The following is a 24,920-nucleotide window of genomic DNA, read 5'->3' on the forward strand; positions in this document are numbered from 1 at the left end:
TAAAGACGCCCTCAAAGGCGTCCTTTTTCGTTTATTTAGTGTACCTTCTCAACGTTAAATAACGCAATCAACGTTTTGTCAGGCGCTTTAGATTGACGATAGAAAACGTTTGGATTAAACGTGTAGCGCTCCGGCTCACTGCCAACTTTAACGCGTGCTATAACGTATTCGCTTCCGAATTTCATCGCTTTAAGACGGCGGCCAAGCGTATCCGGTACGACACCTATCGCGGCAGCTAGACCGGCTCGGCTGAACCAACGGATGGCCCTCGGATTTGATTCGTTAGGATTTTCGCATAGAGCGTTAGTATCGAAATGAATGTACGGAAGCATTCGATAAATGAGGCCGATGTCGGTCGCTTTTACTTCGCTATAAACCCGTTTAATTTTAGCGCTATATATCTTAACAACGTGCGGACTGCGGAAATTCCCCTTAAAATGATAACGTTCATTTACCGAGTAGCCATCGTCACTTTTTCGTATAATGTCGTTTTCAATAGTCGCCGCAATGAAATCGTAGAACGTCTGTCGCTTTTTCGTAAGCTGAAGAACGTCCATCATGTCCGAAGTATTCATCGGCGTTTTATCGCGACTGGACTTGATTAACAGACCACCGTAATCAACGTAGCATTGCAGAAGCATTAAATAGCCGCACTGAGCCGTTGTGAGGACGTCATATACTTCGTTTATATTCGGCATCTCCGCATTGGTAAATTCGCGCCTGTCCTCCGTTTTATTTAATTGCTGACGGAAGGCCGCGTCTTGATTACGATGCCTCAACGAATAGATACCGGATAAGTCTTCGCCTGTAGTAACGTCAATGATGCGTGGTTTATTTTGAATCATGCATACGCCCCTTTTCGTATTTATCGCAAAACAAAAGACGCCTATTGAGCGTCTGACCTTACCGTTTTGATGCCGGTTTCTATATTTACGGTGAATTGTCCGCTAGATTTTCCGCTGACGAAATCATTATATCGTTTACGAATTCCCTTGTTTCTAGACACGGCAACCTCATCGATCGCCATATCCTCACGAAGACTACGCTCTCTTCTCGCAGGATAAGCATAATCTCTCCCATCTATCCCGACATTTTCCGCAAGAACTAGAGGAACCTCAATTCTGTAATTAGCTTCTTTCTTTCGGTGTTTTCCCTCTTTACGTCGACTTAGCTGCGTCTCACTCATTATTGGATATTCTTCACGCGACATTTTATCAGGATGAGTATCAGTAAGCTCTTCATATATTACGAGATTAGTCAAACGATCTAACGCGGCAGCATGAGGCTTATCCCCGACTAAATTATAATATGTCTCAGAAAGCGCAGTAATTTCCTCGATACGTTCTTCGCGCTCCAAGGCGCCGGATTTTGTGCGTTCGTATATATCCGTAATGGCTTCGTGTAGTTCTTCCTTCGTCAATTAGGCACCCTCCTCCGCGTATGCGTTCAGTAAAATCGACAATACTCTCGGCGAAATTCTCGGATGGTTCATAGTGTCGTAGCACCAACGCAAGTAATCTCGTAATTGTTCGATCTCTTCCTTCGTTAATTCGTCCGCCATCAAACCGCCCCTTTCGTCGTTCCGTATCCCTCGCCGTGTGACGCCCAATAATAGTAGATGTCGACGAGCTTATTTACCGCAGCATTAATCGCATAGTCAACGGCTTGCTGCGTAATGCCGAGCGCCGCGCCCGCCTGTGTTTGCGATAGATCATCGAAATAGACCAGGCGCAGTGCTTCGTATTGCTTTCCGGTCAGTGCCGCTAGTTCAATAGCGCGCTTCAGATCGATCAGAATATCGCACGCAGCCATGTCGCCTAAGAAGCGCCGCTGTCTGAGCGTTGTATAATCGGCTAGTAGCGCCTTGACGCCGTCGGCTCCGTCGAGTTTGTATTGCGTTTCATAGCGTAGATGCTGGTCGGGCTTGTTCGTCGATGCGCCCAATAATACCGCCTCCTTCGTTTGCTTTCCGTTGGTATATCGTCTATAATCGTCTTATAAAATAAGCGAGGTGTATCCGTATGGCTTTAGAATGGATTTCCGCGGTCAGCAATACCGCATACATAACGTTGGATAGTCAGAAGAGAATATACGTTAACGCTGCGGCTAAAGCGTTAATCGGAATACCACCAAACACGCCGTTTCAACTTACGATCGGCTACGATAAAGAAGAATCGTGCCTAGTCGTTGCGAAGCCGGAAACGGTCAAAGCAGACGTCCAACCGTTCCTTTTCAATAAAGATGCGTATAGCAAGCGTGCTCGTCACGTTCTAGAAGGCGCCGGTCTTGAAGATCGCGAACTGCCGCTGCGCTTCTATTTGATCGGTGATGGCGAGGCGTCTAAGCAGCCGCATCTAGCCTATCCAAAAGGCACCTACGCGTTCTCCTTGAGCTGATCGGCGAGTGCGACTCCAATATACCATGCGACCCGTGAAGCGATACCGTTACCGACGATTCTGTATTGCGCCGATAAAGAGATATCGTCCGGCAGTACGTAGGTGTCCGGTACGGATTGTATTCGGAGGCACTCACGGACGGTGAAACGTCGAGGCTCGTTTTTTGGGTGGGTGTAACTGCACCTATGATGAGCCGTCACGGTCGCACCCGGCCTGTCGAAGCTTTCTAACCTGTTTGCCATTTCGTAGTTGGTCGCGTAGTTATTAGAAAGGTGCCCGCCATTAGATTGCCGAATAGGTTCCGGTAAATCCCCAATAACATCCCGCAAAACTAGCGACCTATAATCGCCTTCTAACGGCTTCGGAAATTCGAACTTGAATCCGAGGTCTTTTCGGGTTCCTACGATAAACACTCGCTCACGCTTCTGGGCTACGCCGTAATCCCACGCATTAATCAGCTGCCAAGAAACTTCGTAGCCAATTTCGCTGAACTTCGCCAGTAAGCCGTCAAATGTAGAACGATGGCGCTTCGAAATCAACCCCTTGACGTTTTCAAATACGAAGGCTTTCGGTTTCTTTGCCGCAATAATATCGAGGTAACGCCAAACTAATTTACCGCGATCTCCGTCAACGCCTGCGCCTTTGCCTGCGACCGAAAAGTCTTGACACGGAGGCCCTCCGAAGATGACGTCGGTACTCGGTAAAGATTCGATATTAATCGTGCTGATATCTGCCTGTTCTACGTGGTCGCCGAAGTTATGTCGGTAAGCCTTTACGGCATTTTTATCGAAGTCGAGTGCCTTTACGATATCGAAGCCGGCCGCCTTGAAGCCGACTGCGCCAAGACCCCCTCCGCAGAAAAGTTCTAATACCGTCAAGCCGTTCGCCGGTTGTTGCGGTGTTAAGTTGAATGCCGTCATTTAACGCCCTCCTCCGTCATAATTTCGTCCAGCCGCGCATATAGGTCGTCTAGCGTACCGTCATTTACAATCTCATAGTCGACCTCGAATCCGTCAAGTGCCGTTTCTGTCGGATGGTTTAAGTCGGCAGCCTTGAATTTGTCGCCTCGTCTTTTGGCGCGATCAAAACGTGTTTCGTACGGTGCAATAATGCGGAGTACCTTAAAACCCTCCGCCTTGGCTCGTTCATATTCGGCCGGCATTCTCATATCCGTGATTAGTAGGTTACTAGGATGGCAACAACGCAACTTTTCGTGTTCCTGAATGCGCCGGAATACAACGTTGATCCACACGTACTCAGCGCCAGGGATCGGCAGCTTTTTAATTCCCTCAATGAAATCACGCATAGGCTGGCGCTGTTTTGCGTCGCCGTCCAATTCCGGAAACAGCTCGCCAAAAACCGACTTACCTTTTGCGGAAAACGTAAACGGAAAGAATTCGTACATTGCGACGAGATAATCGACGGCTACGTCTTTGCCGGCGCCTAGTTTACCTGTGATTGCGAGTTTCATAGGCCGGCCCTCGATAGACTTACGATTATCTGCGCAAGTTCATCCGTAGTAATCGCCAAGGATTTCGGGTCGTTTGCCACCACTTTTGCGAGTTGTTCGCCGAGACGGACTTTGTCTTCGTGGAGGGCGTTGATTTCCGCTTGATGGCGCGCTACGGCTCGTTTTAATTCCGCTACCTCTGCGCCTAAATTGGCAAGGACGGTGATGACGTCGGATTCTTGCGCCTCGGTAGCGTCTTGAATCGGAGTGAGGACGCGATAAGCCCCGTGAGAAAATCCGCACACAGTTTCCCCTTCGAAGTCTTCATATTCGATTACATCCACGCCTGACGATGCCACCGAGCTCACTACCGACACTATACCGTCCGATTCTCCGCTTTCTTTATGAACGTAAATCACTTCATCGCCTACTTCCGCCTTACGATCTTCTAAACGATAGCGCTCACCGTCAATGTGGACGATGTCGGTCGGTTCAAGTACGTGGTATTCTTTTCGATAAATAGTCCCATTTCCGCTGTAATCTGAAATAGCTTCATCGCTAAACACATCGCCGCTGTTGCCTTCCCGAATATAGTCCACCTTAAAAAAATCGCCTACATTATACGGATCACGCCTGTAACTCTTCTCGACAATTACGATTGTCTCGCCAACTTCTGCGTTTCTATTCACCGCAACATATTCGCGATCAACGCCGAGCTTTTCGTCTTTTAATACGTGCATCATGTACAACCGCCTCCCTATTTCGTTATGATTTCCGCCTTTAGCCGCTGCCGTCCGAATGACCGCGCCTCAGAAACGCCCGCAACGTACAGATCGATGTGTCCTTCCGTGATTGCGCCGCCTCGATCCTCGCATGTCCTGACGCCGATGCCCTCGATGTTCAGCCGTGTGCCAAACGCCATTGACGGCGGGCAGGCGATCGTATGGCCGGTCTTGGTGCGTGCGCCGCTTGCCGTTACGCCGTATTCGGGATCGCCGGCTGACTTGCCCGTAGACTCGGCACCGTTTGTGTACGCAGTCACTTCGTATGTTTGAATCGGATTTGAGTGCGTTATCTGCTTACGCTTGACTACGTGCTTAGGCGGTTTCTTAAGCGCCTTCACTTCGCCCTCTAACGTCTTGATTCGTTGATTGGCTCGCTGTAAAGCCGCTTGATCAGCCGTTAAAATGGGCGTGGGCGTTTCCTTCGCCGGTTGCTGAGTACATAATAAGCCACACGCGAGCGTCATGGTCGTCATTATACCGATGCAGACACCCCCTCGAAGAATTGCGCAGTCCACGGCTCGACTTCGACCACTTCTCGACGCAAGGCTTCGGCTAGGTCGGCGATTTCCGCCTGGGCACCGTTGCCACGCCGTCTCTTAGCGTAGAAGTCTAATAAAGCACGTAGGTTAACGGTCATTACGAGATTAGTAGCTGCGGCTTGCGGTAAGACGGCGCGGGCATCTTCGGCCGGAACGCCTGCTTCACGCAATTTATCGTATGCCTGTTGGGCGTTGGACATCGCTTCCGAGAAGATATCCGATGCTCTCCGTTCGATTTCAAGACCGTCGCAATGATCGAATTCTTCAGTAACCGTCTTTGTCGAGGTATCCACCTTTTCCGGCACGACGTAATCGAATCCGCCCGATTTATTTCCGCTGCCCATCCGCACATATCGCTGTGATTGGACGCTGAAGCTAAAACCGACACGGTGTCTCGTTAACTGCGCTAATAGGGCGCGGCTTACGCCCTCGATCGCGAAATTGAACGTAATTCCTTCTAAAGTAGACGTATGTTTCGACGCAACAATCTGCCGAATAAGCCTATCCGCGTCTGAGCCGGAGTCGCCATCCGATGCGGCTGATCCGAAATACTTGGCGCCCTCTTTAATCGCAATTTCAGACGGCTTGTTTGCGCTATAACAAGTACGGATGGCGGTCAGCGCGAGAATCTTTCCGTCATGTGCATCGGCAAGTTGTTCGGATGCCTTCCGTAATTTCTCTTTGAATTTCGCGCTCAATTGCGTGTGAAACATTAATTCGACGTTCATTTTGGTTTCCGCCATTTATCCGCCCCTCCTTGCGTTCTGTTCGATTTCTTCGTAGTCAAATTCACTCGGCGCTCCCAAGAAGTAACATTCGAATGCTAACGCTTCTACTTGGGTGCCGCCAGCTCCTCGTAATTTGAGCGTTTGGTACATTTCTTCATTCGTCGAATATCCTTCGAAAAACCACAGCTTTCTATCGTGTACAAATAACGACCCATATTCGAATCCCATAAATTACGCCTCCTTTACAATTTCGCGCATTTTCTCAACCGTCGTCACTCGGAATGTCACGTCATCTCTTCCGTACATCTCGCAATCGACGACCCAATCACGAAATAAGTCGTTCATATAGGCAAGATCGCCTTTTCCGTAAAGTTTTCCGTTTAAGAAGCACGCATATATCTGCGTCATTTATTGGGCGCCTCCTTGAGCGTCTTCGCAATCCTTCTATACTTCCGCTTTGCTTCGTTTCTACTAACGTTTTCGTAGTATACGATCATTTCGGCGACGGCTCGTTCTAATGAATCGTATTCCTCTTCGTTTATCCATCCGAGGTTTACCCATAATCCGCTAACGTTTTTATTAGCCCAACGTAAGGTCGTCTTGATCGGCGTTCTATAAACGATTGCACGTAACGCAATGAAATCAACTGCGTATTCCGAAATCAGTTCGAAACGTTCGGTATGAACAAACGTCTTCCCGCTTTTTCTCGGTGGCAACTTCGTCATTTCCCGACCCCGCTACTCCCGAAGCCGCCCGAACCTCGCTCCGTCTCTTCCAACGCATCTACAACCGTAAAGGTCGCTCGCTCTACCGGTTTGATGACCGCCTGGGCAAGACGATCTCCTTTGCGAACGATGTACGTTCTGTTCGGATAATCACCGTAATAATCCCACTCGTTCACCGGCAGCCCATCAACAACTTTTGGCACACTACTCGTGATATATTCGATAGATTGACTGTTAAGGTCAAGTCCGGATACTTCCCTGTGCGCAATATTATCCACGATCACCCCGACCTCGCCCGCATACCCACTATCTACCGTCCCTAATTGAACGCGTAGGTTCGTTTTTAACGTAATACCCGAACGTGGCCTGATCTGCATTTCGTAGCCTGAAGGAATCTCGAACGCGAGGCCCGTCGGTACTAATGCCGTCTCTCCCGGCTCGATAATGACGTCGGCCGCCGCGTATAGATCGAAACAGGCGTCCGTCGAATGTGCGTATGTTGGCGTAGTTGCGTCGGCTGATAGCCGTTTAATATTTACGTTCATTGCGTTTCCTCCTCGATTTTTCCGTAAGAATAGGCCGAAATTTCACTCCGCTTAAAAACGAGGGTTCTTTTTGTTTTGGCGCACTTTACTTCTGCGTAGTCACGTTCGTAGTACGTTACGTCGTCTTTAAACTCGTCTAGTTCGGAATCAGTTGCGTGCACCCAATATTTAATACCGTTCTTAGTTTCGATATTTAACGCGTTCATCTATTCGCCCCTTCCTTAGATCATCCGAGAACTCCCGTTAACGGAAATAAACGTGTATATCCTTTGCGAATAAGATTTCGTACAAGTTCGCTCATCTACTCGCCCTCCTTTTAACCGCGCCCGTAAGTAATGCCGCCGCAATAGTAACGAAGTAAATCACGGTCTCTACGTTAGACGGTCTAAAACATTCCAGCCACGTCGCGGTACTGACTACCACTATTCCCGCTAGAATATAACGCATCTACTCGACCTCCTTCGTGGGCTTACCGTCCTCAAACGGTAGCGTCATTACGTATAGTAAGAACGGCGCTCCCGCCGCTACGAACCACCAAAAGCCCGCTGCATGTGTGTACCAAAAGGCTGGTACAATTGACGCCGCAATTAAAGCGCCTCGGTTAATCGTCTCTCGCATACGATCAGCTCCTTATTTTCGCTTTCACTTATACAGTCGCATGCGGGCGGCGGAAATCGGGACATTAATCGGCAGGAAAATAAAAATCTTCGTCTTTAAGCGCTTCGACCGTCGCTTTTTTATATCCGTTCCCCTGCATGCTGAAGAAGTCGTGTGCCTTCGTCTTCGTACTCAGCCCGTTTATCACAATCGGATTGACCGGCTCATCTGGAAAATGCGCATCAAAGCCGAGGTTCATAAGCGCCTTATTTGCGTTGTATCTAACGAAAGCCTTAACATCGTGCGCCAAGCCGACCGCGCCGTACACATCGTCCGTATATGCGACCTCATTTTCGTATAGAGCCGCTAGTAACCCGACCGCCCATTCGTGTAGATCCGCCTTCGTAGCGTCCGTCTGCCGATTATAAATTTCCTGCGCGAGCAAACCGACGTAAACGCCGTGGATCGCTTCATCACGAATAATTAAATTAATTATCTCGCCGCTCTGCATCATGCGACCTTGACCGTAGAAATACAACGGATAATAAAAGCCGCTGTAGAATAGGAAACTTTCGAGGTATACCGAAGCCACCATCGCTTTATATAGCGAAATGTCGTCGCCTTCCTTAATACCGCGATAAAGGTCGGTGATCAACTTCGCTTTGCGCTGCAAGTACCGGTTTTCTTTAACCCATTCGAAGACGGCCGTAATAGTTTCCGAGGGCGCCAGCGTTAGAAAGATATTCGAATAGGACTTCGCGTGCACCGCGTTCTCCATCATCGCCATGAAATTCAAGACGGCCTTGCGTTGGTGACCGTCTACGTGCGCCATAATCGCAGGAATGCCGGTGTTACCCTGTTCCGTATCTAGCAGCGTTAGGCCGGCGAGCACTTTCATATACGTATCGCGTTCGGCTGGTTTTAGTTCGTGCCACGCAAGGAGGTCGCCATTTAGCGATATCTCCTCCGGTAGCCAAAACTGCTTGACGTTCTGATCGTAGAACATGGCCGTGAAATTATCGTCTGATTGCGACCAGTTGGCCGCTGTGAATGTCGTCAATTATTCGTCCTCCCCTGATCTCCAAGCGTCTTTGTATTGTGGGATAGTCTAAACGACTTCTCTCCGCTCTCATAAGTCTTTGTGTTATGCGAAAGTCTAACCGCTTTATCTTCGTTTGAATATTCCGTCGTATTTCTAGCTAAACTGCGCATGACAAGCATCCTTCCTGCGTCGTATCTTTAGTCCGAGCATAATACAGCGTCTTGATTCCTTTGTGGTGCGCGTATAGGTCAATCCGATTCAGATCACGCGTCGTCATCGTATCTTTTAAGAACAGCGTAAATGAGATACCTTGGTCGACGTGCTGCTGAATCGTAGCGATCATATCCACGACCTTGAACATATCCATATCGTACGCCTCCTTGTAGAAGAACCAGTTTTGCGGCGATAACCCCGGCATTGGGTAGTACGTCTTCGAGTTTCCGTAAGTCCGCTCCTCAATACGCTCCATAATCGGCATGACCGAAGCCGTCGCCGACTGCACATACGAAATAGACCCGTTAGGCGCAATCGCAAGTCTATAGGCGTGGTAGAGTCCGTGCAGACTTACGTTATCGCGTAAGACTTCCCATTCGAGAGGCGTCGGAATTACGATGTCTTTAAACAACGCTCGCACTTTATCCGTTTTTGGTCGGTAATCCCCTTCGAAATACTTCTCGAAATACTCTCCGCTCGCATACGTTGAACCCTCGTAGCCTTCAAACGTCGTCCCCGTTTCCTGCGCCAATTCATTCGAGCGCACCAACGTCCAGTAATTGACCGTCGCGAAGAATACGTTAGCAAAATCACGCGCTTCTTCCGATTCGTAGGCGATTCCGTTCTGCGCTAGATAGCCGTGTAGATTCATCGCGCCCAGTCCGATAGAACGCATCTCGCGGTTAGCCTTTGCGACGGCTGGCGCGTTTTTAATATTCGTAGATTCTGAGACAACCGTAAGCGCATCGACGGCTAATTTTACGGCGTTTCCGATCGAGCCACCCGCCATTACATTCGCGATATTAAGAGAGCCGAGGTTGCACGAAATATCTAGTCCGATATCGTCCGGTTCGCCATAGTCGGTGTATTCCGAGACGGTTGACGCTTGAAGCACTTCTGACCTTTTATTCGACGAATGACGCAACTCACTCGCCCGTTCTCTTATGAACTGCTTACGATTACTCGCAAGAGTAGACTATATCATCGACCATTAAGGCCGCCCGCCGTTTCCACCACCATACGCTTGCGGTGTACTCTACTCCCTTCCGCATTGCGCGTGGTTTCGATAGTCGTTCGGCATTTACTTCGTCGCAGGTTTTTGACTTACTTATCCAGTTCGTTTATAATTCGGGTAGTTAGGTGAGTTTAGGCGGTATAAAACCGTCGTAACTCCTATGCCGAATAGTTTGCCATACTCAGTAGAGCTTCTATAGATTTCGCCGTCTATCTCTACCGGCTTACTATTCGCTTTTTTCGTTGCCTCAATCATTGCTTCCGTTTTAGGAACGCCAAACATAGGATTTCTGCTGCCGCTTGAGTTTCGGCTCTTTAATTTTCTTATTCTCTCTTTTTCTGGATGCCCAGTGAAGGTATCTCCGCCGATCGAAGTTCCTTTTAAGTTATAAAACTCTTTACTACTAACCGCGTCAAACATATCAATGTAGTATTCTTCAATTTCACGTAATTCTTCTTCTGAATCAGCTTCGTCTATAATAATGCGATAGAAATTATCTCTACCGTATTTCCTTATTGCCCTCTTTAAATAGACACCGCTGCCGAGATACTTTTCCCACGAATTTATCCTTGTATAAACACACTTACCTACATATCTCATGTTGTTCTTTTTATTAACCGTTATATAAATGAATCCATAACGTATGTCCTTCCGCTCCCTCTCTCCTGCGACGAAGATTTAGCACGGTATTGTCTTATAAAAGAGTTTCACCGTTTAGGCGGGTTTGCTACGACCATTACTGGTCGAAGGTGCTACAGTTAACACAAGTTAGAAAATTTAACGCGGCTGATATGGTTCAGCGCATGCTCTCTGTTAACGTTATCTTGAAACATCATGTACGGATACCCCGACTCGGATCGCAGTACGGCCATCTTTTCAAGTAGCTGGCGCGGGTTAATCCGTTCTTTACGCACCGCCGGATTATTCACGAGTTCATCGTACATTGCGCCGATATCCATTTCGTCAAGATGCGTGCCGTACGCCTTGTAGACCGTGTGCGGGTAGAAAACGTAAGCCGGACGATCTTCTCGTGCTAGTTCGATGAACTTATCGGGCACAACGACGCCGATTGACAGCGTTTTGACTCGGACGTCTTCATCTGCCGAGATTTTCTTCGTATCTAAGAAGTCGTTTATGTCCGCGTGGAATACGTTTAGATACGCCGCACCCGCGCCCTGCCTCTGGCCCATCTGATCCGCATATCGGAACGCATTATCGAGCAGTTTCATTACGCCGACTACGCCTTTTGTCGCTCCGGCAACGTCCTTAATCGCCTCACCTTTTGCGCGAATCTTCGAGAGGTTAAGCGATACACCTCCGCCTGCCTTCGATAGTTGCATCGAAATGTCGATCGCGCGCGAGATATCGTTTAGTGAATCGCCTACCTCGAGAAGAAAGCACGACACCATCTCGCCTCTGCGTTTGCGTCCGGCGTTCAAAAACGTAGGCGTCGCCGGCTGGTACTCTTGGCGGATCATTAGTTTCGCAAACTCGATCGCCTTGGCCCCGTCACCTTTTCCGAAGTACAGCGCACAGCAAGCGATGCGATCTTCGTAGCGTTCGAGGATCTTTTTGCGGTCGTTCGTCTTCAACGCGTAATCGTTGTAAAACTTGAATGCGCTCATGAACGAAGGGAATCGGAACTTGGCGGCATAAGCCGTTTTGTAGACCGCCTTGATTTCATCGAATGTATAAGCGTCTAGGAAATCCGTCTCGTAGTAATCGTTATCGCGTAGGTAGTCGAGCTTTTCTTTTAAGTCGTGGAAAAATACGGTGTTTTGATTTACGTAGTCTATAAAATAAGCACGGACGGCTTCTCCGTCTTTCTCGAATTGAAACCGCCCGTCTTTTTGAATCATAATTTCGTTATTTAACTCGATGTAGCTTGCGCTGTTATTCGTCATGCGGCTCCTCCTTCTTTATCAATCGTCTTTTTAATTACAAATGGATTATTTTCATAGGCAGTTAGAAAGCAGCACGTCTCTCTGGAATATAGTTTCTTTTCTTTAGATAATAGATCTTTATCGAGCTGTAACTTCCCCCGATCAAACATCTCTTTATCCCAACCGGGAAGAGTTGGTATATCTTTCAAAAAATTCTCAAACGATAACCACTCTGCACTCACGGTCACCCCAGCCCCTCCGTACCGCGAATAATCTTTACGTCTCTTGTCATAACACCTCCTAAGGATGCCTCTCCAAATATGATAAAGTTTTTCGTTGTTTTTCTGAGTAGCCATTCCTAAATAACCAACTCCTGCAACATTCGGATCATATGGATATTTAATTTTTTTGAGTTTTATATTATGGTAATAGCAGGTTTGCCTATATCCACAGGAGAATTCTACTATATAGACTGTCTTATTCCGTTTGTCTTTATCGAACCCGACGATTTTGAATGGGGTACCAAATCTTGTACTGAATTTATCGCCGATATCATACATCCCCTAACCACCTTTTGAATGCATTTACATCTCTATCAGACCCTGCTAATTCGAACTTAGTAATAACGGGCACATTATATTCGCTAGCTATTTGATCAGCTGCTCTCGCGAAATTATCCGCCCACACAAGATTTCCCGAAGCAGCCACTCCGACCATCCAATCTCCGTTATCCTTAAGCCATTCGCTTACCGTTGCGGGAGGCTGACCGAAGTCGTAAGTCGGCGTTACCAGCACGAACGGTTCCTCAACGACCTCGCCCGTCTTGACTTCGCGTGCCTGCCCGCCTAGTCCGGTCTTAGCGATGAACCTCCGCACGTTTCCCGTCAGCGAGTAGAAATATACGATCACGGCTGAACTCCGGTCGCGTACGCTAAAAGCACCGCAGTTGGAATAATCAGCAAAACGAGGCCGGCGATTTTCGTCGTGATTTCTTCGAACGTCTTCGCTTTTGTGCCGCCTACAAAAATGATGAGGATTGCGAGACTGAAAAGCGCAACGTAAGTGATCGTCTGCATCATCCGCGCCCACCTCTCCGTTCAATTTCCGCATCTAATTCCGCGATCCTAGCCGCCGTCCGGTCACGCTCGATTTCCGTTTCGACGCGTTTTAGTTCAAGTCGGCTTAAAGCGTATTCATGATCGCCTAAATCCGATTCGAGCCGCCGCTTCATGTCGAGTAAATTTGCGATTGGCGCAACGAAAATATCTCCGTAATCCATCGTTATTTACCTCCGATCGTGTCGAGGATTTCTTTGATTGCGTAGTATTCCGGGTTGATAACCGCTTTGATCCCGCTCGCCATTACGAAATACGAAACTACCAACGGAGCTACTACAAGAACTATCGCCGCGACAACTACAGCGGCCCATTCTTCATCCCAATAATCCGTATCACTACGCTTTATGGTGCGCATAATTATTACCGAAGCTACTATCGCAATAATAAGAAGAAGAGAGCCCGCCACGATTTTAGTAGCGCCGTTAATCATCGCTTGTTTGATTAATACCCCGTAAACATGTTCCGCCGCCACTCCAAGCTTTGCGGCTAAGTTGTCGATGTAAGCCATCGCTTTATCCATTTGCGCCCGCCTCCTATATTTTCATTTCTAACGTAATGTCGTGTCCGCGTTTCTTTAACTCGCGATTCAAATTCCGCACATGACTCCGTAATTGTCTCTGCGCAATCTTCCATGCGATCTTATGCGGAAGCACTCGTTGCCACGAAAAGTACGTGTGGTCATAGAAACCGATCGAAGCAGCCTCGCCTTTCCTCCACGCGGAGAAGTTGAGCGTAGTGGTCCACTTCGTTGTAGGGCACGACATATCAACGTAATGTTGATCGTCAATCCACTTGCGGCCATTTCTGAACGTTATATTAACTTCAAGGCGTACCATCTACTTCGCCCCTTTCGGTTTCTCAATTACGCCCGCATCGATCAGCCACGCAAGCCCAATCGCAGCCGCATCCGATTCATCGAAGTTAGTGAAGGTTCCTTCGTAGCCTGTTAGCCGTCTTACGCCCGCCTCAACTTCGTCCTTTTCTGCGTTGCCCGATCCGGCGACCAATGACTTAACGCGCGTCGCTGATATTCCGAGGTCTTCCGTCTTCTTGCCCGGCTTCTTGTATTTATCGAACGTTAACCCGAAGCGCGACGTCGCTCTTTCGCACGCATTCCAAGCGCTTAGTACCGGATAGTTCGACCGTGATGTCTTGCCGGCAAAGTCTTCGCGCACTACGTAATCAAAGCCGGCGGTTCCGACGTGTTTATCGAGAAACAGCATCGCCCATCCTTCGATAACCTCGGCTCGGTGCGCATGCGATCGGCTCGTATTCGGCTTGACGTGACTTAGCGCCTTGATGGTCGGCTTGCCTTTGCGTACCTCTATGATCGCGACGCCTGGACAGGTCATCGACGTGTCAAACGCAAGGCATCGGATAGGCTTGGCACTAGTCATTCTTTTTATCTTCTCGGTTAATATTCAAAAGCTCCATTTTCCATGGAATTTGAGTCAGCCTCTCTCTAAGATCAGTAAACGAAGCGTCTATTGTCTTAGAAAAAATAGCCTCTAAATCAACGAACGCCTCATTGTCTATTTTTGGTATTTGCTTAATTTTCTGATCGATTTGAGGGAATACCTCTTTCATAGCCTTCGCGTGCTTATTGTTTAGGTCGTCAAAAATTTCATTTAATTTCTCGTTATAATTCATCATCAAACCGCCTCCCCTTCTCGTACTCTCTCGATAAATGCGAGCGCCTCTGCGTATTGTTGCTTCGTGCTTGCGTACATACCCGACCTACGTACCTGCGCTACTTTCTCGCGAATGGTTTGTAGTTCCTCGTCCGTCAGCGACTTAGCAATCGTAGTTTTATAGTTGTTGAACGTCCATGCTCCGAGATCAAGCGCCGGCGGCGTGCCCGCATCGACCGCATTTCGGATATCTACGAATCTATCAAGAATCGCGTCAATGTCATGCGGCTTGATTTCGATACCGAACGCTCGGATGTCCGGCGATTTCTCGAACTCTCCCTCCGGATAGACCCACGACTTTTTAGACGCATTGACGTAGAGAATGACGTAGTAATCGACGCCGTACATCGGTCCGTAAGTCACGCACTGCGCTACGTGTTTTGCTTCCGGTTCACGCATCGAATGTAGCGATGTCTTGGCGGCGGTCGTTTGCTTCGACTTGATTTCGAGGCCGACCCGTAAGATTTCGCCGTCTGCCGTCACATATCGTAGAATGCCGTCGCAAGTTCCGTATAAGTAGAACGTCTGCCCGCCTCGCTCGATCTTGTGATTGCGTTTGGCGAAGTCCTCGAATACAGGCGTTCCGTCTTCGTTGCGTTCGAAGTCAAACGGACACACGCGGCCTGTCTTTTTACCGAAGTGCTTCGCCATGAACAAAATATCGCGCTGGATCATGTCGCCGATTGCCGTTCCTAGACGCGTCCATCGTCCTTGGTATGGCGGCTTGGCCTCGACGTCCTTTTTCGCGTTCAGCGCCTTGTGGTATAGTTCGCGCGGACATGCGTTTGATGCCGATGGCGAGAAATACGGACGCTTCGGAAATACGTTTGGCGCATTCGCGTACCATCGGTGAATATCTGCGTCTAGTTGGTTATCCCATGTCTCAGGCAGCGAGTGCCATTCGTTAAGATACGATACAAGTTCATCCGCGATTGATTGTGCAAATGATGGCTCAGAAGAACCGTCGTTACTAAGTAATTGAGCCGCTAATTTTCGTTTGTCTGCCGTCAATTAATCTCCTCCTTGTTTTTAAACCACTTATCGACAGGGACGCCTTCACCCCACCGCGTCATAACTTCTATATCCGTTCCGTTTGGCACTTCGCCCCAAGTATACGAATCAATCATTACGCTTCTAATATCCTCGATGTCCTCTCGAGTAAAATCGATTGGAGCCTCGAAAAGCAATTCGTCGTGGACCGACCCCCACAACCTCCAACCGCTTCCTTTTCGCGAACACATTTCCGCTGCTTTTATCATCGTTACTTTCGTTTGAATAGAGGACGATCCTTGTACGCGGGCATTCGGACCTTGTCGTTTAGCCCGATTTACCTTACGCCAAGTATCTCTATCGCCCCATTTCGCTTTCAATTTAGCGTCAGGCAATCGGCGCTTTCGTTGCTGGTTATCCATCCATACAAATCCGTATCTAGCCGCGAACTCTTGCGTCTCCTCAATCCAACTGGCTAAGTCCGGCATAGTTGCGAACATGTCGTCGAGGAATTTTTGTGCTTCGTCCGGTGTCGTATCTAACTGTTCCGCGAGAGTCCATTTGGAGGTACCGTATATAGCCGCCAGCATTCCGACTTTCATTTGCTTCCTTTCGGGGGTATCGTCTCCATTAGAAAGCTTATATACTTCCTCGTACGGTCTCTGATGAAACTTCGCTGCCAGTGTCGCATATGGATCGCGATTATTTAAAAAGGCGTCAATCAGTACTCGTTCTCCGGATAAACGCGCCACGCATCTTATTTCCTGCGCCTTGAAATCCGCACCAATAATGACTTTTCCACGAGGAGCAACGAACATTTTACGTGCATCTTTCGGCTGATTTTGTACGTTGAATCCTTGTTCCGTTTTAGCTTCTTCGTCCTTTCCCGAGCTAAATCTACCGGTTACCGTACCCATTGGATTAAATCGCGAATGCCATCGTTTAGTTGTCGGGTTTTGCTTTAACGGTAGAGTTTCAATGTAGGTACCCGATAGCTTTGTGATTTTTTTATACTCCAGTAATTTAGCGATTACCTCATGCTCGCCTTTCAACGGCTTTAACGTCTTTTTTGCGTCCATGTTCGGAAGCTCTTTGCCGATTTTCTTCGAAAGAACAGGCCGCATCTGTTGGGTCGAGTTTAAATTTAACGGTCCGTCGCCTTCGTGGAATGACGTTAACTCCGAAATTAATTCCTTGCGTAACTCTTCCGCACGCTTACGTAACTTTTCTCCGTATTCCTTAGCAAAGTCTAAGTCGAGTACATATCCGTTGGCTTCTAAGGTTACGATTACATATAGTAATGGCACTTCTACGGTTTCGTAGTACTCTAAGACCGTCGGCATTTGAGCCATATGTTTTCGCTGAAATTCGTAAAGTCTCCAAGTTAACTCCGTATCCTTGGCAGCATAAACTAGCGCGATATCTACAGGTACTTCTCTAAATTGCGCATTCTTTCCGAATAGACTGTCGTAGGTGTCCGACGGCGTTTTTAAATATTTAGGCGCCAAATCTTTTAATTTAAACGAACCAGCGCCACCGGTACTTCGATCACTTTCGTTCTCATTAAGAATATGCATCGCAGTCATCGTATCCCACACGACGCCTTCGAGGTCATGCCCGTGTCTCCGTAGCATTGCGATATCGAATATGGCATTATGCAAAACCTTTCCGATCTTATCGTCGTTAAATACGACCGCTAATTCGCTAAGTACGTACTCTCGGCTAAGCTGCTCACAGTCAACGTGATCAACCGGTATATATACGTGTCGATCAGATCGCGGCAATGTCAACGAGATGCCCACGATGACGTCCGTATACACATCTACGCCAGTGGTCTCCGTATCAACTGCGATTATTTCTTCGTTCCTAAGATCGTCGAGTAAATTCGCAAGTTCGTGTTCAGTCGTAATAAGTTCGTAGTTGGCGGGCGTTTCCTCGACCATCTTACGCAGTTTATCTTCTCGGACCTGCGCTTGCACCGTTTTCCAAAGACGCAGCGCTTCCGCCTTGCTAAATTTCTTCGGTTTGCCGGCCTTATTAACGCAGTCAGAAGGATCGCGCGCCAAGTGTCCGTCCTCCATGGCCGCCTTGACTTCGTCTAATTTCTGCCGATCCGAATCGCTAAGTTTGCTTGCGTAGATGCGACGCCATGCATCCTCGATTGGCTCGACTGCGTTGGCCGCTTGCTTACGCTTAGCAACTTCGGTCGCCGGCGCTGAGGCCTTGCCCGCATTTACGTTTAGTTTTAACGGCTTGATTTCCACGTCGCGTCCTCCCTCCCGTTTAAAATTCGATGGTGTCCGTCCACTTCCGTCTATGAGCCGTCTCATTATCCGAATAAAACTCCGACCAGCAGTCGCCGTCGCAACAATACACTTCGTAAAGTGAGTCGTAAACGGCGGACTGGCCTTCGTTAATGTGCGCTTGGCAGGCGGCGCATTTAGCTGCGGTCAAATCGTGCCTCGACCGGAGTGATTAGCGATAGTCTCGATCTAGGTAAGTAGTATTCTTCTAGAGCACCTCCGTCGTCTATCGCGCCGATTTTCGGGCCTCTAGAACACTCTGAATCTACGATAACTTCTCCGATACCCTCATTCATAAATAAAACTGGATCATCATACGCAACAATATCGCCGACTTTATACTCGTCAACTTTGCGCCCGATCTCCGCCCATTTCGCTTCGATAGAGCGTTTTTCTTCCGCTTCTTTGGCGGCTGCTACTTCGTCTTCGGTTGCGAGAACTAGGTCGGATTCACGCAGCCAAGTAAGATGACCGCCAAACGCTCCTCTTAGAATATCGCAGTGAAACGGTCGAGTCGATTTGTCATCATCCGAAACCTTAACGAGGTCTCCCTTAGAAACATTCCAACGGCCGTCGTCTTCGGCCACCTTCGCATAATCGCCGACTTTTAGGCGTACGTGCTTCTTGCGGAATAGCTCATACAACCCCTCCGTCCAACGATGATGGTTTCCACAGTTCTCCATAACAATTACACCTCTATCAATAACCGAGATTACGGCGTAGAATCCGCCGGGAATTGCATGTTTATACGAATTACCTGGTAGACGAATAATATCGCCAACCTTTGCGTCTCCCTCAACGCGTTCATACTCCGCACCTTCATACACAACTTTCGTAATTTCTCCGCCCGTCATATCGATCGTCTTTACGCCTTTTAATGCCGCCATCATTTCGTCCTCCTTTTATTGACCGTCCGACCCGGTAAGATCAAACCGCCTCCGCTTCGTTTTCTACTGCCGCCAAGAATGCGCGGTCTAAGTTAAGTTTGAGTTCGTGCCATGCTCGGACGCCTTCGTTCTTACGCGGCATCCAATAATCCGTAATATTGCGACATTCGAACATATACGCTTTTGTCTCGTTGTCTTCGATCAGCACTCCGATAAAATAATCCGTATCAGATTTCGTATAAGCCTGGCCGGTGTTCTTGCGTCCGCTGACTGTTAAGCAACCTCGGCTGTCCCGACGGTCACGAATCGTCTTGACCTGGATACGTTTGATTGCGCCAGTGACCGGTTCGGCCGCGAGAATATCATACGGCTCTTCGGTTTCCGGCTTACTGACGCCTGACCAGCCGGCCGCCATTAAGGCAGCGCGTGCGATCAGTTCGGCGAATTTGCCGATCGTTTCCTCTTTGTGCGCCATCTATTCGTCCTCCTTAAAATTCGAAGTCATCTTCGGTTGGTAGTTCGTCGTCTGCTGCGCTGCCGTCAAGCGATTCGCCGATCAGCGCCAAATTAAAGCCGGCCGCGACAAGGTTTTCGAGCATTTCCTTTTCGTCAGCTTCGTAAATTAAGCCGTCAAATAAAGACATATCGAATTCTTTACCGTCTTGGTCCGCAAAATGCTTACGTTCCGCTTCCGTCAAGTCTTCTTCCATATCGATAAGAGGCGTTAATGAAACGACTGTGTTCGTACCTGAACCGGACTTCTCCAATTCAAACGCGATGCGACCGAGTTTCTTTTCCTGCTTTTTAATAACTGCGTGAACCGTCGTAGCCTGCGTTTTAGAAAGGTCGACGATGATCGGTTGGCCTGTTTCAAGGTTAATAAAACCGAGCGCATATCGTTCTTTGACGCGATACTTGGCCGCCTCTTGCTTAGCTGCCTCTTCCGCTTTGGCGTCGCCTCGATCAGCAGCCGCTTTCTTTTGGTCTTGGTAATACTTCCACGCGCGATCCCATGACGTAAGATTCGACTCAGGAAAGCCGTTTTTGTTTAGCGTGCTCGGATTAGCCGCCGAGAACGAATTTACTTTCTTATAGATTCCGTATGAAAAGAAGCGAATTAGATCGAAAGCACTCATAACGCGTACCTTATAAACCGTTCCCGTCTTAAAGCTCGCAAACTCGGCGCTATTACCTCCGCCGCCTCCTTCATTTGTTGCGTTCAATGCGTTTAGAGCGTCAGCTCCGCTAGTGTACTTTGTCATCCGATTACCTCCGTTAATTTGTTTTAGGGTTTGACCCTCGCAAAACACCGGTATCTGCGCCCGAGACGCCGCCAGCGCACGGCATAGCGACGCGACAGTTTTACTTAACGAACGCCCCGGTATTCTCCGAGCGTCGGCGGTCACTCGCCGCCTTTATTCCGTCTTTCTTCTCGCAAAAGTGACCAGTACATGCCGCCGATAATGATAGTCGCGATGCTGCCGACGAATGCGAAGTACATTAGGAAGTCGTCAAACATACGCAGCCACTCCTTTCGCATAACGCGTTACCCTGCGCTTAATTTCGTGCGATTCGGCCGGTAATTCATCAACGCGCATTTGAACGGCATTAATTCGGGCTTGTAGCGCCATTCTTTTGGCTTTCGAACGTGTGCGTTTGAGTTCTTCGGATAACCAACGAAGTTCTTCGTCTAATTCAGCCGAGAACGTTTCTGTTTTACTAAGTGCCTCGTTTGCGTTCTTTTGTACGATATTATAGGCGTCAATAAGTAAATGCTTGGCTTTTGATCCGGCATTATCTTTTTCCTTATAAACGGTAATAACGACGTTTGAATCTACCGCAAAATGAAAAACTACGCCTTTACTCGCGTACATACGAGCCTCTTTTCCGGATTCATCTACGGTGATTCCAAGATACCGAGCGTGTTCCATCTTCTGCGCGATCCAATTGCATGCGACGTGTTGGTTATCGATACCAAACCGTTCTCTAAATCGCTTCTTTGCGTGGTGGGTTATGGTTATTTCGGAAGGTTTCATCCGACGCGCACCGCCTTAATGGTCGCAGGACGATAAAAGTCAGCCGGATCGTCTTCGCGGTAAAGCGCGCCTTCGTAGAGTAGTTCCGTTAATTTTTGGATATTGATTGCGGGTGGGAAATCGTTTGTAGGTTGTTTCATAGTACGTTAGCCTCCTTAAATTTTAGGTATAACGTACTAGACGGAGGGTTGTTCGTATCGCGTTCGCTTGAAATTCGATTCTCAATCGATTATCATTAAAATACGTAGCGAAGCCCTCGTGCCTAGATACGTGATTATGCTGTTAATTCGCGTTGACAGTGTAGTTGAAACCGACGGATAAACTTTCGATGTGTTTCGGAATTTCCACCAAAGCGTTGCGCCAACAACGCGGAAATCTCTGTCGTATTCGTAAAGCCATCGGTCCAACATTCGAGTATTACCTTTTTACGAAGGTCGTTCTGCGCCAACAGAGCGATCTTTTCTTTTGCCAATAAACCGTCATCGATAGTCGCCAAACTGTCGTGAGGTTCCCACGAGATATTGCCATCGTCTCGCATTCCTTCTATAGATAAAGCCGCTTCTTTTCGTGAAGCCTTCAGATACTTGTTTCGTTCCCTTACGATAATACGTTGGATCAACGCTTTCTTATCGCGTCCGTTGTCTTCGTACCTTTCGAGCCAGTAGCCTATCGAGTTAAAGCACCGCTGCTCGAACGATGTTTGGTCGGGAACTAAGTGTGCGATTCGTTGCGATTCTCTTTGTACATACGGAATCGCTCCGGAATCTGCGGCTAATTGAAGTCTATTAAATTTTTGTTTATTCAAGTGTTTTTCTCCTCCCGTCCCTTACACTTATACAGTCGCATATGGTCTGTTAGAATCGGGACATTTGATTTAAAGTTTTTTATAATTTTTCTTCCATGTCCATATAGTACCAAAAGCAACTATGTAATATTTGAAAGTTGAAAAACTAAAAAAAGATTTTGATTTTAAACTAGATTCTATTTTTAGACAAAAAAAAAGAAGCCTAATGGCCTCGTTATCCTCCTGGACGAATGTCTGCTGTTTTGTATGGTTGCTCTGCTTCTAGCGCCCCGTCCGTTCCTTTGTTAAGCTGTACAGTTGATACCGCGATTGCTGAAATCAATAAAACACTCAATAAAATCTTCTTCAAAATAAAGCATCCCCTTTTTCGTGTAGTTGTAGTTTGAAAATGTATCAATTAGGTACTTAGGCACCCCAGCGTCTTTAAAATCTCTCATTACCAACGCTGAAAAGAAAAAGTCTGAATTGAATAGAAATTGACGATGGCATTCGAATAGCCCTTCGACACTACCTTTTTTATATTTTTCGAGGTATATGTAAAAGTCGTCCGTTCTCTCTTCGTATATCACCTCCTTTAATTGATCTAGTAATGCTGACAGTTTATCGGGGTCTTTTCTATTAACATACGCTTCTGCAAGTAGGAAGTTGTTTTTTGCGTTTGTAATAACGAAATCAACACCTGTTTTATAAGCGTATTTATAACTCTCTTCAAATATGGCCATCGCATCTCTTTTACCTTTTGACATCGCAATCATGCCTAAAATATAGTTCGCGTCAGAAACGGATTTATTCGAGATGTTTCCGTTCTTAATTATGGTTGCGTAGTGTTTGGCTGCGCCGAGATTATTTAAACGTAAGTACACAGGCGACATCAACTCAGCGAATCGATGCACGTAGCACTCTTTTATGAATAGCTTCTTCTTATCGCCTAATGACTTGATGCTGTCTCCGATTGAAGGCGCCAGCTCTAGGATCGAGTGAATCTGACCCTTTCCATAATAACCATAACACATATAGATCGAAGATAATATTCGTAATTCTTTGTGCTTACTCTTTGAAAAAAGGCTCATTGTTTCGATCATATCATCAATACTAATTTCCGCATTAATGTAATTCAAGATAGTTTTGTAAATTTGAACATGGTCTTCTAAACCGAATGTCTTTTTGTGAACATTGATTAACGAGTTTAATAAATTTGTGTTTCTCGTAACTGCTGCGTACTCCATCATTTGTTTTAAGTAATCATTGTTATCAGTCTTTTGAATCGACAAACACCATTCGGAAATTTTTTTATTTGAGTTATTCGGAAAAAGGAAGTGTGCGAGGATTACAAGTGCTCTAAAGCTAATAGTTCCATTATTCCGGAAGTGCGTCATGGTTGATTTATCTGCTCGAATGATTTTTGCGATTTCGTTATACTTCAAATCATTGTCTTCAATCAAACTACATAATTCTCTTCTGATCGATTCCAAAAGCTCTGACCCCCTTCGTTTGTTCTTGTCTTTTTATATAGGTTGAGTATAATTGAAGTATACAATAAATGTTCGCGTACGTAAACATTTATTTTAAATATTTTTCCAATAAAATACGGAGGTGGTTGAATTGGTTGATTTCTCGCCGCTTTTTGACACTTTAAAAGAACAAGGCAAATCAAAAAGTTATTTGCGCAGTTTTATGTCGTCGTCTACTCAGGCTAAGATTACAAAGGAACCTGCGATGAACGGTGCTAATCTAGAGTTCCGCGTAATAGAACGTATTTGTCTCGAATTGGACGTGCCTATCGAAAAGGTTGTCCGTATTCTTCCAAATCCGCCCGAATGACGATGGAATCGGCGCGGTTATGTGGTATAATTTCCTTCGTAAAGCGCGTCATTTTGCTTTGCGGAGGTGTTTATCTCGCAGTATTCGGTCGTCAATTGCCGGATAAAGGAACTGTGTTATAAACGTGGTTATACGCTTATACAACTCGCAGAAATGGTCGGAATATCCAAAACGCAGCTTTCCGATTACATAGCGCTTAGAAACGTCCCTAACGTTGAAATGGCGTATTCTATTGCGCGCTGCCTCGACTGCCCGGTCGAAGCTCTTTATAATTGGCGTCCTTTATCCGGTAGCAACACGGAGGGTTAAGACAACCTCCGCCGACCGAAAGTTCGGATATTCCCGAACCTCACGTTAATACTTACCGCCTCCGCACGACTAACAACTCGCTTAAGAGCGTCCTCACCTTTCGCCATCAATAATTCATTCGCATCCTTAAACCCTTCCGTTATATAACCGTGCGCAAGCCTGACTTTGCCGCGCATCTTTAGTTCGACCTCCTTCCGAAGTTTCTCACCGGCTTCGTCGTTGTCAGATACTACTATTAAATATTCGATCGGAGACTGCGCAATTATGTCCGCCTTTCGGTCGGAAAATTTACTGCCGCCTGTCGCAATGCCGCAAAAGCCTGCCGTACGCCACGAAAGCGCATCGATTTCAGCCTCTACTAGTACCGCAACTTTGGCGCGCTCAGCATACACGGTTTCGATGCCGTAGATTAATTCACGGATCGGCAATCCGTCTTTTGCGTACCAAAAGACTTTATTACGGGTCGATCGGTATTTTACGTTTGCCAGGCGCTTATTAGGCAGCCGCCACGGTATCACTACCGTTTGTCCGGTTAGACCTACGCCTGCTTTGCGCTGGACTTCTTCGCTTATTCCGCGATTAGACAGATACTCATTTGGCCCAATTTTAACGTCGTCCAGTAAAGCCTCGTTTAACGGACGTCTAGGCTCAACGATTTTTAAACGAGGAACACGGAGTTTTAGGCGTTCTTCACCTTCGCCAGTACCATAAGTCTCGGCGAGGTACAAAACCGTTTCTTCTTCGGTTTCTTCGCGCAGAAACGCAAGTAATTTAATGAAGCCGCCTCGTTCGCCTGTGCCGCTGTCCCCGAAATAGCCGGCCTTTGCGGTCGGAGTGTCTTCGTAGTAAACGTAAAAACTAGGAGTCCGATCGTCGCGAAAAGGGCTTGCCGCCGTTAAACGGTCAGCGTGCCACGTTGGACGATCCCATTCGTATTGTTCTAATTCTTCTCGAATATCTACGTCCGTTGGGACGCCATTGATCGTAAGAATCGACATGTATATACGGCTCCTTTCGTTATATTACACTATTCTCATCGACA

35 protein-coding genes and 2 pseudogenes are annotated in these 24,920 nt (G+C 47.4%); 2 read left to right on the forward strand and 35 right to left on the reverse strand.

The genetic code is table 11. From position 1 onward, the window contains the following. Positions 1 to 35 precede the first annotated feature (35 nt). The 3 genes from ES896_RS02080 to ES896_RS02090 form a co-directional block, all read right to left on the reverse strand. Positions 36 to 845: a hypothetical protein gene (locus ES896_RS02080; protein ID WP_135226323.1), complete on the reverse strand. Its 810-nt coding sequence runs from the start codon at positions 843 to 845 to the stop codon at positions 36 to 38. Between the two features lie 41 nt (positions 846 to 886). Beyond that, entirely contained in the window at positions 887 to 1,420 is a 534-nt protein-coding gene (locus ES896_RS02085; protein WP_135226324.1) for a hypothetical protein, read from the reverse strand. Positions 1,421 to 1,560: 140 nt separating this feature from the next. After that, positions 1,561 to 1,944: a sigma factor-like helix-turn-helix DNA-binding protein gene (locus ES896_RS02090; RefSeq protein ID WP_135226325.1), complete on the reverse strand. Its 384-nt coding sequence runs from the start codon at positions 1,942 to 1,944 to the stop codon at positions 1,561 to 1,563. A 77-nt stretch (positions 1,945 to 2,021) separates the two neighbouring features. Here ES896_RS02090 and ES896_RS02095 point away from each other — a divergent pair, with 77 nt between their 5' ends. Further along, the gene (locus ES896_RS02095) at positions 2,022 to 2,396 is read left to right on the forward strand and encodes a hypothetical protein (protein ID WP_135226326.1); all 375 of its coding nucleotides are present in this window, start codon (positions 2,022 to 2,024) and stop codon (positions 2,394 to 2,396) included. Here the strand turns inward: ES896_RS02095 and ES896_RS02100 are convergent. The 31 genes and pseudogenes from ES896_RS02100 to ES896_RS02230 all read right to left on the reverse strand — a co-directional run bounded on the left by ES896_RS02100 (position 2,375) and on the right by ES896_RS02230 (position 23,220). After that, positions 2,375 to 3,316 (reverse strand): DNA cytosine methyltransferase, encoded by a 942-nt coding sequence (locus tag ES896_RS02100; RefSeq protein ID WP_135226327.1) that lies wholly within the window; start codon positions 3,314 to 3,316, stop codon positions 2,375 to 2,377. The genes ES896_RS02095 and ES896_RS02100 overlap by 22 nt on opposite strands. Continuing rightward, complete coding sequence (locus ES896_RS02105; RefSeq protein WP_135226328.1) at positions 3,313 to 3,867, reverse strand: nucleoside/nucleotide kinase family protein; 555 nt, start codon at positions 3,865 to 3,867, stop codon at positions 3,313 to 3,315. Before ES896_RS02105 ends, ES896_RS02100 begins: the two co-directional genes overlap by 4 nt. Continuing rightward, a complete protein-coding gene (locus ES896_RS02110) occupies positions 3,864 to 4,589 on the reverse strand; it encodes a hypothetical protein (RefSeq protein ID WP_135226329.1) in 726 nt (241 codons plus the stop codon). The genes ES896_RS02105 and ES896_RS02110 overlap by 4 nt, the downstream gene beginning before the upstream one ends. A 14-nt stretch (positions 4,590 to 4,603) precedes the next feature. Next, positions 4,604 to 5,104 (reverse strand): 3D domain-containing protein, encoded by a 501-nt coding sequence (locus ES896_RS02115; RefSeq protein WP_135226330.1) that lies wholly within the window; start codon positions 5,102 to 5,104, stop codon positions 4,604 to 4,606. Further along, the gene (gene thyX / locus ES896_RS02120) at positions 5,104 to 5,913 is read right to left on the reverse strand and encodes an FAD-dependent thymidylate synthase (RefSeq protein WP_135226331.1); all 810 of its coding nucleotides are present in this window, start codon (positions 5,911 to 5,913) and stop codon (positions 5,104 to 5,106) included. Before thyX ends, ES896_RS02115 begins: the two co-directional genes overlap by 1 nt. Then, positions 5,914 to 6,126, reverse strand: coding sequence for a hypothetical protein (locus ES896_RS02125; protein WP_135226332.1), 213 nt, complete (start codon positions 6,124 to 6,126; stop codon positions 5,914 to 5,916). A 3-nt stretch (positions 6,127 to 6,129) separates the two neighbouring features. After that, positions 6,130 to 6,306 (reverse strand): hypothetical protein, encoded by a 177-nt coding sequence (locus ES896_RS20005; protein ID WP_167764432.1) that lies wholly within the window; start codon positions 6,304 to 6,306, stop codon positions 6,130 to 6,132. Beyond that, entirely contained in the window at positions 6,303 to 6,623 is a 321-nt protein-coding gene (locus ES896_RS02130; RefSeq protein ID WP_135226333.1) for a hypothetical protein, read from the reverse strand. Before ES896_RS02130 ends, ES896_RS20005 begins: the two co-directional genes overlap by 4 nt. Further along, on the reverse strand, positions 6,620 to 7,168 hold the full coding sequence (locus tag ES896_RS02135; RefSeq protein WP_135226334.1) for a dUTP diphosphatase: 549 nt from the start codon (positions 7,166 to 7,168) through the stop codon (positions 6,620 to 6,622). The genes ES896_RS02130 and ES896_RS02135 overlap by 4 nt, the downstream gene beginning before the upstream one ends. Further along, positions 7,165 to 7,374, reverse strand: a complete 210-nt coding sequence (locus ES896_RS02140; protein ID WP_135226335.1) for a hypothetical protein — start codon at positions 7,372 to 7,374, stop codon at positions 7,165 to 7,167. Before ES896_RS02140 ends, ES896_RS02135 begins: the two co-directional genes overlap by 4 nt. Positions 7,375 to 7,615: 241 nt before the next feature. Beyond that, on the reverse strand, positions 7,616 to 7,786 hold the full coding sequence (locus tag ES896_RS20010) for a hypothetical protein (RefSeq protein WP_167764433.1): 171 nt from the start codon (positions 7,784 to 7,786) through the stop codon (positions 7,616 to 7,618). A gap of 64 nt (positions 7,787 to 7,850) precedes the next feature. Then, positions 7,851 to 8,825 carry a class 1b ribonucleoside-diphosphate reductase subunit beta gene (nrdF, locus tag ES896_RS02145; protein WP_135226336.1) on the reverse strand — a complete coding sequence of 325 codons (975 nt, stop codon included), beginning with the start codon at positions 8,823 to 8,825 and terminating at the stop codon, positions 7,851 to 7,853. 139 nt (positions 8,826 to 8,964) lie between these two features. Next, positions 8,965 to 9,972 (reverse strand): annotated as a pseudogene (locus tag ES896_RS02150) (ribonucleotide reductase large subunit); the annotation flags it as partial. Between the two features lie 156 nt (positions 9,973 to 10,128). After that, positions 10,129 to 10,635: a hypothetical protein gene (locus ES896_RS02155; protein ID WP_135226338.1), complete on the reverse strand. Its 507-nt coding sequence runs from the start codon at positions 10,633 to 10,635 to the stop codon at positions 10,129 to 10,131. A gap of 161 nt (positions 10,636 to 10,796) precedes the next feature. Then, positions 10,797 to 11,939: pseudogene (locus ES896_RS02160) on the reverse strand (ribonucleotide reductase N-terminal alpha domain-containing protein); the annotation flags it as partial. Beyond that, the gene (locus ES896_RS02165) at positions 11,936 to 12,478 is read right to left on the reverse strand and encodes a hypothetical protein (protein ID WP_135226339.1); all 543 of its coding nucleotides are present in this window, start codon (positions 12,476 to 12,478) and stop codon (positions 11,936 to 11,938) included. The pseudogene ES896_RS02160 and the gene ES896_RS02165, both read right to left, overlap by 4 nt. After that, positions 12,471 to 12,827 (reverse strand): class Ib ribonucleoside-diphosphate reductase assembly flavoprotein NrdI, encoded by a 357-nt coding sequence (nrdI, locus tag ES896_RS02170; RefSeq protein WP_135226340.1) that lies wholly within the window; start codon positions 12,825 to 12,827, stop codon positions 12,471 to 12,473. Before nrdI ends, ES896_RS02165 begins: the two co-directional genes overlap by 8 nt. Then, positions 12,824 to 12,997 (reverse strand): hypothetical protein, encoded by a 174-nt coding sequence (locus ES896_RS20015; protein WP_167764434.1) that lies wholly within the window; start codon positions 12,995 to 12,997, stop codon positions 12,824 to 12,826. Before ES896_RS20015 ends, nrdI begins: the two co-directional genes overlap by 4 nt. Then, the gene (locus ES896_RS02175) at positions 12,994 to 13,197 is read right to left on the reverse strand and encodes a hypothetical protein (protein ID WP_135226341.1); all 204 of its coding nucleotides are present in this window, start codon (positions 13,195 to 13,197) and stop codon (positions 12,994 to 12,996) included. The genes ES896_RS20015 and ES896_RS02175 overlap by 4 nt, the downstream gene beginning before the upstream one ends. A 2-nt stretch (positions 13,198 to 13,199) precedes the next feature. Next, positions 13,200 to 13,556 carry a hypothetical protein gene (locus ES896_RS02180; protein WP_135226342.1) on the reverse strand — a complete coding sequence of 119 codons (357 nt, stop codon included), beginning with the start codon at positions 13,554 to 13,556 and terminating at the stop codon, positions 13,200 to 13,202. A 316-nt stretch (positions 13,557 to 13,872) separates the two neighbouring features. Next, positions 13,873 to 14,433, reverse strand: coding sequence for a RuvC family protein (locus ES896_RS02185; protein WP_135226343.1), 561 nt, complete (start codon positions 14,431 to 14,433; stop codon positions 13,873 to 13,875). Continuing rightward, positions 14,426 to 14,689 (reverse strand): hypothetical protein, encoded by a 264-nt coding sequence (locus ES896_RS02190; protein ID WP_135226344.1) that lies wholly within the window; start codon positions 14,687 to 14,689, stop codon positions 14,426 to 14,428. Before ES896_RS02190 ends, ES896_RS02185 begins: the two co-directional genes overlap by 8 nt. Then, positions 14,689 to 15,738, reverse strand: a complete 1,050-nt coding sequence (locus tag ES896_RS02195) for a hypothetical protein (RefSeq protein WP_135226345.1) — start codon at positions 15,736 to 15,738, stop codon at positions 14,689 to 14,691. The genes ES896_RS02190 and ES896_RS02195 overlap by 1 nt, the downstream gene beginning before the upstream one ends. Continuing rightward, on the reverse strand, positions 15,735 to 17,981 hold the full coding sequence (locus ES896_RS02200) for a DNA polymerase (RefSeq protein WP_240688359.1): 2,247 nt from the start codon (positions 17,979 to 17,981) through the stop codon (positions 15,735 to 15,737). Before ES896_RS02200 ends, ES896_RS02195 begins: the two co-directional genes overlap by 4 nt. 176 nt (positions 17,982 to 18,157) lie before the next feature. Beyond that, positions 18,158 to 18,907 carry a hypothetical protein gene (locus ES896_RS02205; protein ID WP_135226347.1) on the reverse strand — a complete coding sequence of 250 codons (750 nt, stop codon included), beginning with the start codon at positions 18,905 to 18,907 and terminating at the stop codon, positions 18,158 to 18,160. Positions 18,908 to 18,947: 40 nt separating this feature from the next. Continuing rightward, positions 18,948 to 19,382, reverse strand: a complete 435-nt coding sequence (locus ES896_RS02210; RefSeq protein WP_135226348.1) for a group I intron-associated PD-(D/E)XK endonuclease — start codon at positions 19,380 to 19,382, stop codon at positions 18,948 to 18,950. A gap of 13 nt (positions 19,383 to 19,395) precedes the next feature. Beyond that, positions 19,396 to 20,169, reverse strand: coding sequence for a hypothetical protein (locus ES896_RS02215; protein WP_135226349.1), 774 nt, complete (start codon positions 20,167 to 20,169; stop codon positions 19,396 to 19,398). 249 nt (positions 20,170 to 20,418) lie between these two features. Next, positions 20,419 to 20,943, reverse strand: coding sequence for a hypothetical protein (locus tag ES896_RS02220; RefSeq protein WP_135226350.1), 525 nt, complete (start codon positions 20,941 to 20,943; stop codon positions 20,419 to 20,421). Further along, the gene (locus tag ES896_RS20020; RefSeq protein ID WP_167764435.1) at positions 20,940 to 21,083 is read right to left on the reverse strand and encodes a hypothetical protein; all 144 of its coding nucleotides are present in this window, start codon (positions 21,081 to 21,083) and stop codon (positions 20,940 to 20,942) included. The genes ES896_RS02220 and ES896_RS20020 overlap by 4 nt, the downstream gene beginning before the upstream one ends. Positions 21,084 to 21,217: 134 nt before the next feature. After that, a complete protein-coding gene (locus ES896_RS02225) occupies positions 21,218 to 21,748 on the reverse strand; it encodes a hypothetical protein (protein WP_135226351.1) in 531 nt (176 codons plus the stop codon). A 284-nt stretch (positions 21,749 to 22,032) separates the two neighbouring features. Beyond that, positions 22,033 to 23,220 (reverse strand): AimR family lysis-lysogeny pheromone receptor, encoded by a 1,188-nt coding sequence (locus tag ES896_RS02230; RefSeq protein WP_035389583.1) that lies wholly within the window; start codon positions 23,218 to 23,220, stop codon positions 22,033 to 22,035. Between the two features lie 415 nt (positions 23,221 to 23,635). On the opposite strand from ES896_RS02230, the gene ES896_RS20380 reads away from it, so the two are divergent. Continuing rightward, positions 23,636 to 23,878, forward strand: a complete 243-nt coding sequence (locus ES896_RS20380; protein WP_081375104.1) for a helix-turn-helix domain-containing protein — start codon at positions 23,636 to 23,638, stop codon at positions 23,876 to 23,878. Here ES896_RS20380 and ES896_RS02245 read toward each other — a convergent pair. Then, positions 23,875 to 24,876, reverse strand: a complete 1,002-nt coding sequence (locus ES896_RS02245) for a toprim domain-containing protein (RefSeq protein WP_135226353.1) — start codon at positions 24,874 to 24,876, stop codon at positions 23,875 to 23,877. The two genes, ES896_RS20380 and ES896_RS02245, sit on opposite strands and share 4 nt — an antisense overlap. Positions 24,877 to 24,920: the final 44 nt, after the last annotated feature.

This window comes from Bacillus sp. 005/A4HT-01/001 (assembly GCF_004634445.1).
GTDB classification, from domain to species: domain Bacteria; phylum Bacillota; class Bacilli; order Bacillales; family Bacillaceae; genus Bacillus; species Bacillus altitudinis.